Consider the following 14086-nt stretch of genomic DNA (forward strand, 5'->3'; position numbering starts at 1 on the left):
AACGCGAGAGGCGGGCTCCGGATTCCTCCGGGCCCGCCTCCACGGTGTCCTACGGGTGTCTCAGGGCCTTCCCAGGCCTTTCCCGGGGCTTTCCCCCAGGTGTCGCGAACGCGGCCCTCAGACCTTGAGGAGCGCCTCCAGCGGAGCGCCCGCGAGAGCCGGCTCCAGACGGCCGCGGCCGCCGAGGAACCCGAGCTCCATCAGCACGGCGACGCCCGCGACCTCGGCGCCCGCCCGGCGGATGAGCTGGAGCGAGGCCTCGGCGGTGCCGCCGGTGGCGAGGACGTCGTCGACGACCAGGATGCGGTCGGCCGCGCTCAGGTCCTCGGCGTGCACCTCGATCTCGGCCGAGCCGTACTCCAGGTCGTACGCCTGCGACAGGGTCGCTCCGGGGAGCTTGCCCGCCTTGCGTACGGGGACGAAGCCGATCCCGGCGCGGACGGCGACCGGGGCGCCGAGGATGAAGCCACGGGCCTCCAGACCGACGATCTTCGTGGCCTCGGCGCGCACGGCGATCTCCGCCAGGGCGTCGGTGAGCGCCGTGAAGGCCGCCGGGTCCGCCAGGAGCGGGGTGATGTCCTTGAACATCACACCCGGCTCCGGGTAGTCGGCCACGTCGCGGATACGGCTGAGCAGCAGCGTCGTGATGTCCGTGAGCTCGGTCATCGGCGCTTCCCCGAGGGTCGGCCGCGACCGCGGTTGCGGGACGCGGGCTGGTTGCGCGGGCCGACGACCATGGGCGCGTCGTCCTCCGGCTCGTCGTCCAGCATCACGTCGGTGACCTCGGTCTCCAGGGGCTCGCCCTTGGCGGCGGCCTGGGCCCGCTTGGCGAGGACGCGCTTCCTGAGGGCCTTCATCTGCGGCTCGCGCTCCTTGAGGTCGGCAACGAGCGGCGTGGCGATGAAGATCGAGGAGTACGCACCGGCCGCGAGGCCGACGAACAGCGACAGCGAGATGTCGTTGAGCATGCCCGCGCCGAGGACACCGCCACCGATGAACAGCAGACCGGCGACCGGCAGCAGCGCGACCACCGTGGTGTTGATCGAACGGACCAGGGTGCCGTTGATCGAGCGGTCGGCGATCTCGCTGTACGTGTAGCGGGTCTGCTTGGTGATGTCCTTCGTCTGCTCCTTGAGGCTGTCGAAGACGACGACCGTGTCGTAGAGCGAGTAACCGAGGATGGTGAGCAGACCGATCACGGTGCCCGGGGTGACCTCGAAGCCCACCAGGGCGTAGATGCCGACCGTGATCGTGATGTCGTGGATCAGGGCCACGAGCGCGGCCACGGCCATGCGCCACTCGAACGCGATCGCCAGGTAGATCACGACGAGAACCATGAAGATCGCCAGGCCCTCCCAGGCCTTGTTGGCGATCTGGTCACCCCAGCTGGGGCCGACCAGGTCCGCGTTGATCGACTCCGCGTTGACGTTCAGGTCCTTGGCGAGGTCGTCCTTGATCTTGTCGGACTTGTCCGTGTCGATGCCGGCGACCTGGATGCGCAGTCCGCCGTTGCCGAGCTTCTGGACGACCGCGTCGTGGCCGGACGAGTTCTGCGCGAACGTCTCGGCCTGGGCCACCGAGACGCTGGTCTTCCCAGTGGTGAAGACGGCGCCGCCCTGGAACTCGATGCCCATGTTCAGGCCGCGCACCGTCAGGCCGAGGATGGCCGTGATGGTGATCAGGATCGAGATGCCGTACCAGATCTTGCGCTTGCCGACGAAGTCGTAGCCGATCTCGCCGCGGTGGAGCCGGGCGCCGAGGGTGCCGAGTTTCGACATCTCACGCCTCCTTCGGGTCGACGGGGGCGGAGGGACGGCGCGTACGACGCAGCGGTGGTTTGGCGCCCAGGGCCTTGGGGTCGAGGCCGGACCACTTGTGGCCGGTCGCGTAGAACTTCCGGCGGGCGAGGAGCGTCATCAGCGGCTTGGTGAAGAAGAACACGACGACCACGTCGAGCACCGTGGTCAGACCGAGCGTGAACGCGAAGCCCTGGACCTTGCCGACGGTGACGATGAAGAGCACCGCGGCGGCGAGGAACGACACGAAGTCGGAGACCAGGATGGTGCGCCGGGCGCGCGGCCAGGCACGCTCGACGGCCGGGCGCAGGGAGCGGCCTTCGCGGATCTCGTCCCGGATGCGTTCGAAGAACACGATGAACGAGTCCGCTGTGATTCCGATCGCGACGATCGCACCACAGACCGCGGGCAGGTTCAGCGCGAAGCCGATGGTGGGACCGAGCAGCGCCATGATCACGTACGTGAGGGCACCCGAGACCAGCAGGGAGGGGATGGCGATGATCGACAGGCCCCGGTAGTAGACCACCAGGTAGATGACGACCAGGCCGAGGCCGATGGCGCCCGCGATCAGACCGGCGTGCAGCTGCTCGCCGCCGAGCGCGGCCGTCACCGTGGTGACGCTCGACTCCTTGAAGGTGAGCGGCAGCGCGCCGTACTTCAGCATGTTCGCCAGGCTCTGCGCCTCGGTCTGGTCGAAGCTGCCGGAGATCTCCGCGCTGCCGCCGGTCAGCGCCTGCTGGACGAACGGGTCGGAGACGACATCACCGTCGAGGACGATCGCGAACTGGTTCTGCGGGGACTGGTTCTGCGCGAGCTTGCCGGTGATGTTGGCGAACTTCTTGGAGCCACCGGAGGTGAACTCCATGGTGACCTTCCAGCCCGCCGCGCTCTGGGTGTCGAAGACGGCCGAGGCGCTCTTGATGTCCGTACCCGAGACCTCGGCGGGGCCGAGGATGTACTTCTGCCACTGGCCCGAGGAGTTCTTGCCGCAGGCCACGGTGGGGTCGGTGGCCTTGGAGCCTTCGCCGGCCTTGGCGCGCTGCGCCTTGTCCGCGCAGTTGAGCGCCGTGTACTGAGCCTCGAGCTTGGTGGCAGCGGCACTGGCGCTCGCGCTGCTGGTCGCCGACGGCGAGGCGCTGGAGGAGGCCGAGGGGCTGGCCGAGGAGCTCGCGGAGCTGCTCGCGGACGGCGTGGAGTCCGCCTTCAGGGCGTCGGTGACCGCACGGCCCTGGGAGGTGGCGGAGGACGTCGGGCTCGCGGAGCTCGACGAGGTCGCCTTTTCGGTGGCCTTGTCCGTGGCCTTCGAGGAGGAGCTGCTCGAGGCGCTGGGCGACGGGCTGGCCGACGCGGCCGAACCGGAGACCTCGGTGGCCAGGACCGGACGGAAGTAGAGCTTCGCGGTGGTGCCGACCTGGTCCCGGGCCTCCTTGGAGTTCGTGCCCTTGGGGATGTTGACAATGATGTTGTCGGATCCCTGGGTCTGCACCTCGGCCTCAGAAACGCCGAGACCGTTGACACGGCGGTTCATGATGTCGACCGCGGTGTTCATGTTGGTCTTGTTGATCGCGTTCGGCTGGCCCGGCTCGTTCTTCGCCGTGAGCGTGATGCTCGTGCCGCCGGCGAGGTCGATGCCGAGACGCGGGGTGGGATGCCCGGAGAGGAACATCCCCCCCGTGAGCGCCGCGATGGCGATCAGGATGAAGGCCAACGAGCGCCCCGGCCTGCTCTGGGCGCTCGCGCTCCGGCCCTTCTTCGGTGCTGCCACCTTCTCGTACTCCCTCTCGGGCCGCCGTGCGCGGGGTCAGCGCGGGAGCGGCCATGACATGGTGTCGGGATTCCGTGCGAAAACGCAGGTCCCGGAGGTGCGGAGCGCAAGCGGATCGCGCCGCGTCCCCGGGGCGTGACTACTTCGCGTCGGACTCGCCGTCGGTCTTCTTCGGCTCTGCTTCGTCGGCCTCGTCGGCCTTCGCCTCGGCGGGCTTGTCGGACGGCTCGGCGGCCACGTCCTTCTTGCCGAGGTCGAGGGGCTTGTCGTCGGAGGCGTCGGAAGAGGCGTCGGCGGCGGGCTCGTCGGTCTCGGTGAGGGAGGAGGCGTCGTCGGGGACGACCGACCCGTCCGCGTCCAGGTCGTGCTCGGCGCCGTGGACGATGCGGTTGTACTCCTCGTCGGAGAGCACGGCGCCGATCGCGTTCTTCGCAAACAGCAGGTCGACGCCCGGGCCGGCGTCAAGGAGGACCGAGTCCTCGTTGACCTCCTTGACGGTGGCGTACATGCCACCGATCGTGCGCACGCCGGAGCCGGGCTGCATCTCATTGCGCATGGAAGCGGCCTGCTGCTGCTTCTTCTTGGCCGACCGGGTCATCAGGAACATGGCCCCGATGAGCACGATGAACGGGAGGAGGGTCACGAGACTCACGGGTCGGAACTTCCTTCTTCGACCGCGATGGTGAGCGGCCTGCTGGATGGGGGTATGTATGCCGTCGACAAGGGCGGCATCGGCGGAGTCTAAGCGAGTCCGCACTCAGGGAACAACGCTCAGCATGGCACCGGGGTTCCTGACCCCGCGAGTGCGCGCGCCGTCACGCCCCGAACAGGTCCCCTTGTCCGTTTCCCCCCGTGGACCGGCGCGGCGGCGTCAGACCGAGATGGGCCCATGCGGCCGGGGTCGCCACCCGGCCGCGCGGTGTACGGGCGAGCAGTCCCTCCCGTACGAGGAAGGGCTCGGCGACCTCCTCGACGGTCTCGCGCTCCTCCCCCACCGCGACCGCGAGCGTGGACAGACCGACCGGGCCGCCGCCGAACAGCTTGAGCAGGGCCTCCAGAACACCGCGGTCGAGCCGGTCGAGGCCGCGGGCGTCGACCTCGTAGACCTTGAGCGCGGCGGCGGCGATCTCGCGCGTGATGATTCCGTCCGCCTTGACCTGCGCGTAGTCCCGGACGCGGCGCAGCAGACGGTTGGCGATACGGGGTGTGCCGCGGGAGCGGCCCGCGATCTCGGCGGCGCCTTCCGAGCCGATCTCCACATCGAGGAGATGCGCGGAACGGTGGATGACGCGCTGGAGCTCCGCGGGCTCGTAGAACTCCATGTGCGCGGTGAAGCCGAAGCGGTCGCGCAGCGGGGGCGGCAGCAGACCCGCGCGCGTGGTGGCGCCGACCAGCGTGAACGGCGGCAGCTCCAGGGGGATCGCGGTGGCGCCGGGGCCCTTGCCGACGATCACGTCGACGCGGAAGTCCTCCATCGCCATGTAGAGCATCTCCTCGGCGGGCCGGGACATGCGGTGGATCTCGTCGAGGAACAGCACCTCGCCCTCCTGGAGCGAGGAGAGGATCGCCGCCAGGTCACCGGCGTGCTGGATGGCGGGGCCGCTGGTGATGCGGATGGGGGCGCCCATCTCGGCGGCGATGATCATCGAGAGGGTGGTCTTGCCGAGGCCTGGGGCGCCGGAGAGCAGCACGTGGTCGGCGGTGGCGCCGCGCGCGCGGGCGGCGCGCAGGACGAGGTCGAGCTGCTCGCGGACCTTCTCCTGGCCGATGAACTCGTCCAGGTCCTTGGGGCGCAGGGCCGCCTCGACGGCCTGGTCCTCACGGTCGGCGGACGCGCCGACGAGCCGCTCAGCGTCGCTCTCGTCGGTCGTGTCGTCCCAGTTCACTGAAGTTCTCCTAGCCGTGGCATGCCGGCTGTGTCATCCGGCCGGGGGTCCGGGGCCGCTCCCCGGGAAGACACAGCGTGCATGGGTGCCTCGCGATCTGGTGGTCGGGGGGCCGGTGGTTCAGCGGGCGCGGTTGAGGGTCTGGAGGGCGGCCTTGAGCAGCTGGCCCACCTGGGGTGTGCCCTCGGCGGCCTCGGCCTGCGGGGCGACGGCGGAGACGGCCTCGTCGGCCTCGCGCGTCGCGTACCCGAGGCCGATCAGCGCGGCGTGCAGCTGGTCGCGCCAACCGGTGCTGACCGGGGCGCCGATGCCGGTGCTCGTGCCGAGGGGCGCGCCGAGCCGGTCCTTGAGCTCCAGCAGGAGCTTCTGGGCTCCCCTCTTGCCGATGCCGGGTACGGCCGTGAGCGTCTTCTCGTCACCCGTGGCGATCGCGCGGCGCAGGGCGTCGGGCGAGTGCGTGGCGAGCATGGCCTGCGCGAGGCGTGGGCCGACACCGCTGGCGGTCTGGAGCAGCTCGAAGGTTCCGCGCTCGTCGTCGTCCGCGAACCCGTACAGCGTCAGGGAGTCCTCGCGCACGACGAGGGAGGTGGCGAGCTTGGTCTGCTGTCCCATCCGGAGCCCGGAGAGCGTATTGGGCGAGCACTGGACGGCGATGCCGATGCCGCCGACCTCGACGACCGCGGAGTCCGGGGCGAGGGCGGCGACCGGGCCGCTGACGAAGGCGATCATGCGGTACGGCCTTTCGAAGCGTGGTGCGATGCGGGTTTCGACGCGTGCAGGGCGGCGGCTTGCTGGAGCCGGTTCTGCGCGACGGCCTGCTGGAGTCGGTTCTGCGCGACGGCCTGCTGGAGTCGGTTCTGCGCGGGGGCGCGCCAGATGTGACAGATGGCGAGGGCGAGGGCGTCCGCCGCGTCGGCGGGCTTCGGCGGCGCGTCGAGCCTGAGCAGCCTGGTGACCATGGCACCCACCTGGGCCTTGTCCGCGCGTCCGCTGCCGGTGACGGCGGCCTTGACCTCGCTCGGGGTGTGCAGGGCGACCGTCAGGCCGCGGCGCGCGGCGCAGAGCATGGCGACGGCGCTGGCCTGGGCCGTGCCCATCACCGTCCGCACGTTGTGCTGGCTGAACACCCGCTCCACGGCGACGACTTCGGGCTCGTACTCGTCGAGCCACTGCTCGATGCCCTGCTCGATGGCGAGGAGGCGCAGCCCCAACTCGGCGTCCGCCGGAGTCCGTACGACCCCGACGCCGCGCATGGTCAGGGGTCGGCCCGCAACTCCTTCGACCACCCCGACACCGCATCGGGTCAGTCCCGGGTCAACGCCCAGCACCCGCACCCCGAACCCCCCTTTTTTGCGGCTGAGCCGCCGCCGCTCTCGCGGAGGTGGCTGATCGCCGTCGTGGTTCCTCAATTGATGGTTGCGGTCCGCTGGACTGCGATCATCATCCGTCCTCGACAGGCTAACCGCTGCCACTGACAACGACGGCGGGCCGGCAGGACGTGTCCCGCGGGCCCGCCGAAATGAATCCTTGGCAGCTCAGGCGTCGACCTTGGCCATCACGTCGTCGCTCACGTCGAAGTTGGCGAAGACGTTCTGCACGTCGTCGCTGTCCTCCAGGGCGTCGATCAGCTTGAAGATCTTCCGGGCGCCCTCTTCGTCGAGCTCGACCTGCATGGTCGGGACGAAGTTGGCCTCGGCGGAGTCGTAGTCGACGCCGGCGTCCTGGAGGGCCGTGCGGACCGCGACCAGGTCGGTGGCCTCGGAGATGACCTCGAAGGACTCGCCCAGGTCGTTGACCTCTTCGGCACCCGCGTCGAGCACGGCACCCAGGACGTCGTCCTCGGTCAGCTCGCCCTTGGGGACGATGACGACGCCCTTGCGGTTGAAGAGGTACGAGACGGAGCCCGGGTCGGCCATGTTGCCGCCGTTGCGCGTCATGGCGACGCGGACGTCCGAGGCGGCGCGGTTGCGGTTGTCGGTGAGGCACTCGATGAGCACCGCGACACCGTTCGGCCCGTAACCCTCGTACATGATCGTCTCGTAGTCGGCGCCACCGGCCTCGAGACCGGCGCCGCGCTTGACCGCGGAGTCGATGTTCTTGTTCGGGACCGAGCTCTTCTTGGCCTTCTGAATGGCGTCGAACAGCGTCGGGTTGCCGCCCGGGTCGGCGCCACCGGTGCGGGCCGCGACCTCGATATTCTTGATCATCTTCGCGAAGAGCTTGCCGCGCTTGGCGTCGATCACGGCCTTCTTGTGCTTCGTCGTAGCCCATTTAGAGTGGCCGGACATCTGCCTGTCTCCTTCGCGTAACCCATCCTGTACGAACTCCCCCAGACCTTGAGGATCTGGGGGACCCCCAGATCCTACAAGGACTCCGGTATCCGGTTCGCGCGCACCATGTCGACGAACAGGCCGTGCACGCGGTGGTCACCGGTCAGTTCCGGGTGGAACGACGTGGCGAGCGCGGTGCCCTGACGTACGGCGACGATGTGACCCTCGTGCTCAGCGAGCACTTCGGCCGCGGCTCCCACGGACTCGACCCAGGGGGCGCGGATGAAGACGCCCTCTACAGGATCGCCCTCGACGCCCCGGACGTCGACCGCCGCTTCGAAGGACTCGTTCTGACGTCCGAAGGCGTTGCGGCGCACGATCATGTCGATGCCGCCGATCGTCTCCTGGCCCGAGCGCGGGTCGAGGATCTTGTCGGCGAGCATGATCATGCCCGCGCAGGTGCCGTAGACGGGCATGCCCGCGCGCACGCGCGCGCGGAGGGGCTCCATCAGTCCGAACAGGACGGCCAGCTTGGAGATGGTGGTGGACTCGCCGCCGGGGATGACCAGGCCGTCCACCTCGGCGAGCTCCTCGGGACGCCGCACCGGCCTGGCCACGGCGTCCGCCGCGGCCAGGGCGATGAGGTGCTCCCGTACGTCGCCCTGGAGTGCCAGGACGCCTACGACAGGTGCGTCAGTCATGTACGTGATGCCTTTGTCCGGTCTCGTGTGTCCGGTCTCTTACCAGCCGCGGTTGGCGTAGCGCTCGGTCTCGGGGAGGGTGTCGCAGTTGATGCCGACCATGGCCTCGCCCAGGTTGCGGGAGGCGTCCGCGATGATCTTCGGGTCGTCGTAGAAGGTGGTCGCCTTCACGATGGCGGCGGCGCGCTTGGCCGGGTCACCGGACTTGAAGATGCCGGAGCCCACGAAGACGCCCTCGGCACCGAGCTGACGCATGAGAGCGGCGTCGGCGGGGGTCGCGACACCACCGGCGGAGAACAGCACGACCGGGAGCTTGCCGAGCTCGGCGACCTCCTTGACCAGCTCGTACGGGGCGCGCAGGTCCTTGGCGGCGGCGTACAGCTCGTTGTTGTCGAAGCCGCGCAGACGGGCGATCTCGTTCTTGATCTGGCGCAGGTGACGGACGGCCTCGACGACGTTGCCGGTGCCTGCCTCGCCCTTGGAGCGGATCATGGCGGCGCCCTCGGCGATGCGGCGCAGGGCCTCGCCCAGGTTGGTCGCACCGCAGACGAAGGGGGTCGTGAAGGCCCACTTGTCGGAGTGGTTGACCTCGTCGGCCGGGGTGAGGACCTCGGACTCGTCGATGTAGTCGACACCGAGGGACTGGAGGACCTGGGCCTCGACGAAGTGGCCGATGCGGGACTTGGCCATGACGGGGATGGAGACCGCGTCGATGATCTCCTCGATCATGTTCGGGTCCGACATACGGGCCACGCCGCCGTCCTTGCGGATGTCGGCGGGCACCCGCTCCAGGGCCATGACGGCCACGGCGCCGGCGTCCTCGGCGATCTTCGCCTGCTCGGCGTTGACCACGTCCATGATCACGCCGCCCTTGAGCTGCTCGGCCATTCCGCGCTTGACGCGGGCGGTGCCGGTTGCGGTGTTCTCGGCGGGCTGGGCGGTGTTGGAGAGCGTGCTGGACACGGGTTGACCTCACTCGGTGAAAGAGGATTTCTGCAGCACTGAGGAAACGTGAGTGGACCAGTCCACAGCAAGGGCCAATGGGGAGCCGGTGGATCCTTTTCGCCCCCGCCGCCCCTACCCGACCCATCCCTGGGGGCTACGCCCCCAGACCCCCATATCGGCCTGAACGGCCTCGTCCTCAAACGCCGGACAGGCTGAAAGATGCGCCCCGCGCCCCTTCAGGGGCGCGGGGAACTGCGCGACCAGCCCCCACCGGCCCGCAGCCCCTGAGCAACACCCACCCGCGGCCGAGAGGGACCCCGTCCTCAGGTCGTGGGGCGGTCCGCCAGTGCGGTGGGAGGCTCGTCGTCCATTTCGAAGGCCATGGGGAAGGGCGCGTGACCGGCGAGACGGAACCAGCGGACCTTGCGGTGGCGACGAAGAGCGCGGGCGGCACGTACCGCGTCGTTGTGGAACCGTCGAGCCATCGGCACCCGTCGCACCGCCTGCGCCAGCTCGGTCGCCGCCGCGTCCCCACCCGGCGCCTCCCGCACCGCCTCCACCTGCTGCACCTCTCCGAAGACGGCCCGCAGGGCCTGGCTGAGGTCGCTCTCGGCCACCTCGCGCTGCTCCTCCTCCGCCTGCCGCGCGGCATGCGCGGCCTCGTAGAGCACGATCGAGGCGGCGGGATCGAGCACCCCGGAGGTCGCCAACTCCTGGGCGACCGAGGCACGGCGCAACAACTGCGCGTCGAGCGCGGCACGGGCGGCGTCGATCCGGGCGTGCAGCCGGTCGAGACGCCCCGCGGTCCAGCTCAGGTAGAGGCCGATCGCGACAAGGCCGACGAGGATCCAGATGAGGGTTGCGGTCACGGGCGGCAAGGCTACCCGGGTGTGCTCACCCCTCCCCCACGTCCCAGGCGCAACGGAAACCGCCGTGCCCGGTGGAGGAGTCGGGGGTGTTCCTCGACCGGGCGGCCACCCGGTAGCGGTTGCAGTACGAGGCGTGGCACAGGTACGAGCCCCCGCGGATGACCCGCTGGCCGGGATCCGTCGCCGAGGTCTCGGCCGAGTTCCCGGAGGGCGCGGTGAAGGCGTCCGCGCACCACTCCCACACGTTGCCCGAAGTGTTGTACAGGCCGAAGCCGTTGGGCTCGTAGGAGTCCACCGGGACGGTTCCCGTACGGCCGCCGGGACGGGTGCTGACCCGGGGGAAGTCGCCCTGCCAGGCGTTCATGCGCTCCTGGCCGGCGCGCGCGAACTCGTCTCCCCAGGGGTAGCGGCGGCCTGCCGAGCCACCGCGCGCCGCGTACTCCCACTCCGCCTCGGTGGGCAGCCGGGCGCCCGCCCCGAAAACGGCCTCCCGCGCGCGGGGGTGCAGCGGCAGGTGGAACACGAACGAACTGCTGTACCGCTCCGCCTCCGTCACATGTCCGGTCGCCCGCACGAAGTCCGCGAACCGGGCGTTGGTGACGGCCGTCGCGCCGATCCGGAACGGCTCGACGCGCACCGTACGGACCGGTCCTTCGCCGTCGTCCGGGTAGCCCTCGCCGAATGCGTCGCCCATGCGGAACTCGCCGCCCGGCAGTGTGCGGCGGCACCGTCAGGCGCGGGACGGGGACGAGGAGGCCGAGGAGGGTCGCCCTTGCGCCCACCGGGAAGCGGTACCGGTACGGAGAGTTGGAGAAGCGAACCGACCTCTCCGAGTGAACCGCCTTCTCCGCGTTAACCGAACTCCCCGTGCGAACCGACCTCCCCGCGCGCGGGTGCGCAGCACGCCTCTCCCCCGCCCGGCGTCGACGTGTCCCGCACGCTCAGTCCCGGGCCAGGCCGAACCTCGCCCGCAGCCCCGTCCGTTCGTCCGCGGCGACCGCCGCCGCACCGTCCGTCACCGTCTCGTAGACGGACAGGATGTCCGCGCCGACGGTCGACCAGTCGAAGCGCCGTACGTGGGCGCTGCCCCGCGCGCGGAGGTCGGCCCGGCGCTCGGGGTCGCCGAGCAGGCGCAGGGCCGCGGCGGCCAGGTCGTCCGCGTCCTCGTTGGCGAAGAGTTCACCGGCCGCGCCCTGGTCGAGGACCTGCGCGAACGCGTCGAGGTCGGAGGCCAGCACCGGCGCGCCCGCCGACATCGCCTCCACGAGGATGATGCCGAAGCTCTCGCCACCGGTGTTGGGCGCCACGTACACGTCGACGCTGCGCAGGAGGCGGGCCTTCTCCTCGTCGCTGACCATGCCGAGGAACTCGACGCGCGAGCGCATCTCGGCGGGCAGGGACTCGACGGCCTCCTCCTCGTCACCGCGTCCGGCGACCAGGAGCCGGGTCCCCGGACGCTCGGCGAGGATCTTGGGCAGGGCCTTCATGAGGACGGGCAGGCCCTTGCGGGGCTCGTCGATGCGGCCGATGAAGCCGAGGGTGTCGCCCTGCCACTCGGGCTTGGGCTTGGCGCGGGCGAAGAAGTCGACGTCGACGCCGTTCGGGATGACGACCGCGTCGCCGCCCAGGTGCTCGACGAGGGTGCGACGGGCGTACTCGCTCACCGCGATCCGCGCGCTGATCTTCTCCAGGGCCGCCTGGAGGATCGAGTACGCGGCGACCATGGCCCGGGAGCGCGGGTTGGAGGTGTGGAAGGTGGCGACGATGGGGCCCTGCGCGGCCCAGCACGCGAGCAGACCGAGCGAGGGCGAGGCCGGCTCGTGGATGTGGATCACGTCGAAGGTGCCGTCGTGCAGCCAGCGCCGCACCCGGGCCGCCGACAGGAAGCCGAAGTTCAGGCGCGCCACGGAGCCGTTGTAGGGCACCGGGACCGCGCGGCCCGCCGAGACGACGTACGGCGGCAGCGGTGTCTCGTCGTCCGCGGGGGCGAGCACGGAGACCTCGTGCCCACGGCGGATGAGGTGTTCGGCCAGGTCACGGATGTGGAACTGGACGCCCCCCGGCACGTCCCAGGAGTAGGGGCAGACGATGCCGATCCTCACGGAGTCCTCTTCTCGGAATCCTGCTGGGCGTTGTCAGGATCCTTGTTGTCAGGATTTCCGCTGTCAGAATCCCTGTTGTCAGGATCCTTCCCGGGATCGAGGTCCTTGAGCCACAAGCGCTGCAGCATGTGCCAGTCCTCCGGATGTTCGGCGATACCCGTGGCGAAGGCGTCGGCCAGCGCCTGTGTCATGACAGACGTCTTCTCGGCCCGGGTGCCTGTCTCGGGGACCTCGACAGGGGGATGCACACGGCCCTGCATCACGGGTGAGTCGTCGTACCAGAGCGTGACCGGCAGAAGGACGGCTCCGGTCTGCTGGGCGAGCAGCGCCGGGCCCGCGGGCATCCGGGTCGTCTCGCCGAAGAACTCCACCTCGACGCCCGAGGCCGACAGATCACGCTCGGCGACCAGGCAGATCAGTCCGCCGTCCCGCAGCCGCCGGGCCAGCGTGCCGAACGCGGTGCCGCCGCTGTGCGGCAGGACCTCCATGCCGAGGCCCTCGCGATAGGCGACGAAGCGGTCGTACAGCGACTCCGGCTTGAGGCGCTCGGCGACGGTCGTGAACGGGGTCTCCAGCTTGGTGGTGACCCAGGCGCCGGCGAGGTCCCAGTTGCCCATGTGCGGCAGGGCCAGGATGACGCCCTGGTCGGAGGCGAGCCCGTCCGTCAGATGGTGCACGTCCTTGCAGTCGAAGCCCGTCCGCACGCGCTCCTTGCTCCAGGCGGGGAGGCGGAAGGACTCCATCCAGTAGCGCAGGTACGAGCGCATGCCCGCCCGGGAGAGCTCGGCGAGCCGCTCCGGGGTCGCGTCGGGCAGCACGCGCGCGTAGTTGCTCTCCAGCCGTTGTACGCCCTTGCCGCGCCGCTTCCAGGCGATGTCCGCGATGGTGCGGCCCAGGCGCACCGCGACCGGCTCCGGAAGCTTCTTGACGGTGCTCCAGCCCAGCGCGTACGCCCCGTCCACCAGCCTCTCCTGGAGACTGGTCACGACGTGGCCCCGCTGTTCTGCGCCGCGGCCGCGGCGTCCGCCTCCGCGGACTCCCGGCGCACCGTGACGACGCGCTGGATCAGCGTGACCAGGCTGCCGACGGCGACGATCCACAGCGCGACGGGCAGCAGCCACTGGATGCCGGGCACCCCGAACTTGTGCAGCCCCGCGAGGCCCGCCGCGACCAGGGAGATCACCAGGCGCTCGGCACGCTCGACCAGGCCGTTGACGGCGACGGGCAGGCCGATCGACTCGCCACGGGCCTTGGTGTACGAGACCACCTGGCCGCTGGCCAGGCAGAAGATCGAGACGGCGCACAGGGCGTTGTCGTCGCCGCTGCCCGCGTACCAGAGCGCGAAACCGCCGAAGATCGCGCCGTCGGCGACCCGGTCGAGCGTGGAGTCCAGGAAGGCGCCCCAGCGGCTGGAGCGGCCGAGCTGGCGCGCCATGTTTCCGTCGACCAGGTCGGAGAAGACGAAGAGCGTGATGACGATCGTGCCCCAGAAGAACTCTCCGCGGGGGTAGAAGACCAGCGCGCCCGCCATGACTCCGGCCGTACCCAGGAGGGTGACCGTGTCGGGGCTTACCCCCCGACGGATGAGAAACGCGGCGAACGGTGTGAGGACACGCGTGAAGAATGCACGCGCGTACTTGTTCAGCATGGCCTTCCCGAGGGTCGGTGTCGCCGCGCGGCCCCTGCTGGCCACCGGCTGGCCCATCGTAGCCACGCGCGCGCTGGTGCGACGGCCGGGCACCCGCACCCCGT

General features: G+C 70.2%; 15 protein-coding genes. All 15 read right to left on the reverse strand.

Annotation, left to right across the window (positions count from 1 at the left end):
• Positions 1–117 precede the first annotated feature (117 nt).
• On the reverse strand, positions 118–666 hold the full coding sequence (locus KVT44_RS06100) for an adenine phosphoribosyltransferase (RefSeq protein WP_190169777.1): 549 nt from the start codon (positions 664–666) through the stop codon (positions 118–120).
• Complete coding sequence (gene secF / locus KVT44_RS06105) at positions 663–1778, reverse strand: protein translocase subunit SecF (RefSeq protein WP_099923764.1); 1116 nt, start codon at positions 1776–1778, stop codon at positions 663–665. Before secF ends, KVT44_RS06100 begins: the two co-directional genes overlap by 4 nt.
• A 1-nt stretch (position 1779) precedes the next feature.
• The gene (gene secD / locus KVT44_RS06110) at positions 1780–3561 is read right to left on the reverse strand and encodes a protein translocase subunit SecD (RefSeq protein WP_217566339.1); all 1782 of its coding nucleotides are present in this window, start codon (positions 3559–3561) and stop codon (positions 1780–1782) included.
• A 139-nt stretch (positions 3562–3700) separates the two neighbouring features.
• Positions 3701–4213: a preprotein translocase subunit YajC gene (yajC, locus tag KVT44_RS06115; RefSeq protein WP_054233948.1), complete on the reverse strand. Its 513-nt coding sequence runs from the start codon at positions 4211–4213 to the stop codon at positions 3701–3703.
• A 163-nt stretch (positions 4214–4376) separates the two neighbouring features.
• Positions 4377–5447 (reverse strand): Holliday junction branch migration DNA helicase RuvB, encoded by a 1071-nt coding sequence (gene ruvB, locus KVT44_RS06120; protein WP_075027568.1) that lies wholly within the window; start codon positions 5445–5447, stop codon positions 4377–4379.
• Between the two features lie 120 nt (positions 5448–5567).
• Positions 5568–6176: a Holliday junction branch migration protein RuvA gene (ruvA, locus tag KVT44_RS06125; RefSeq protein ID WP_217566340.1), complete on the reverse strand. Its 609-nt coding sequence runs from the start codon at positions 6174–6176 to the stop codon at positions 5568–5570.
• The gene (gene ruvC, locus KVT44_RS06130) at positions 6173–6781 is read right to left on the reverse strand and encodes a crossover junction endodeoxyribonuclease RuvC (RefSeq protein ID WP_217566341.1); all 609 of its coding nucleotides are present in this window, start codon (positions 6779–6781) and stop codon (positions 6173–6175) included. Before ruvC ends, ruvA begins: the two co-directional genes overlap by 4 nt.
• A gap of 201 nt (positions 6782–6982) precedes the next feature.
• Positions 6983–7735 (reverse strand): YebC/PmpR family DNA-binding transcriptional regulator, encoded by a 753-nt coding sequence (locus KVT44_RS06135; RefSeq protein WP_054233944.1) that lies wholly within the window; start codon positions 7733–7735, stop codon positions 6983–6985.
• Positions 7736–7809: 74 nt separating this feature from the next.
• Positions 7810–8418 carry a pyridoxal 5'-phosphate synthase glutaminase subunit PdxT gene (gene pdxT / locus KVT44_RS06140; RefSeq protein ID WP_099923761.1) on the reverse strand — a complete coding sequence of 203 codons (609 nt, stop codon included), beginning with the start codon at positions 8416–8418 and terminating at the stop codon, positions 7810–7812.
• Positions 8419–8457: 39 nt separating this feature from the next.
• Positions 8458–9381 (reverse strand): pyridoxal 5'-phosphate synthase lyase subunit PdxS, encoded by a 924-nt coding sequence (pdxS, locus tag KVT44_RS06145; protein ID WP_054233942.1) that lies wholly within the window; start codon positions 9379–9381, stop codon positions 8458–8460.
• A 305-nt stretch (positions 9382–9686) separates the two neighbouring features.
• Positions 9687–10232 carry a hypothetical protein gene (locus KVT44_RS06150; RefSeq protein ID WP_054233941.1) on the reverse strand — a complete coding sequence of 182 codons (546 nt, stop codon included), beginning with the start codon at positions 10230–10232 and terminating at the stop codon, positions 9687–9689.
• 25 nt (positions 10233–10257) lie between these two features.
• Entirely contained in the window at positions 10258–10947 is a 690-nt protein-coding gene (locus tag KVT44_RS06155) for an SUMF1/EgtB/PvdO family nonheme iron enzyme (RefSeq protein ID WP_302832034.1), read from the reverse strand.
• Between the two features lie 226 nt (positions 10948–11173).
• Positions 11174–12334, reverse strand: coding sequence for a glycosyltransferase family 4 protein (locus KVT44_RS06160; protein ID WP_217566343.1), 1161 nt, complete (start codon positions 12332–12334; stop codon positions 11174–11176).
• Positions 12331–13320, reverse strand: coding sequence for a phosphatidylinositol mannoside acyltransferase (locus KVT44_RS06165; RefSeq protein WP_308313920.1), 990 nt, complete (start codon positions 13318–13320; stop codon positions 12331–12333). The genes KVT44_RS06160 and KVT44_RS06165 overlap by 4 nt, the downstream gene beginning before the upstream one ends.
• On the reverse strand, positions 13317–14039 hold the full coding sequence (pgsA, locus tag KVT44_RS06170) for a phosphatidylinositol phosphate synthase (RefSeq protein WP_217566501.1): 723 nt from the start codon (positions 14037–14039) through the stop codon (positions 13317–13319). The genes KVT44_RS06165 and pgsA overlap by 4 nt, the downstream gene beginning before the upstream one ends.
• Between the last annotated feature and the right edge of the window lie 47 nt (positions 14040–14086).

The sequence above is a fragment of the Streptomyces sp. GbtcB7 genome, from assembly GCF_019091445.1.
GTDB lineage: Bacteria > Actinomycetota > Actinomycetes > Streptomycetales > Streptomycetaceae > Streptomyces > Streptomyces mirabilis.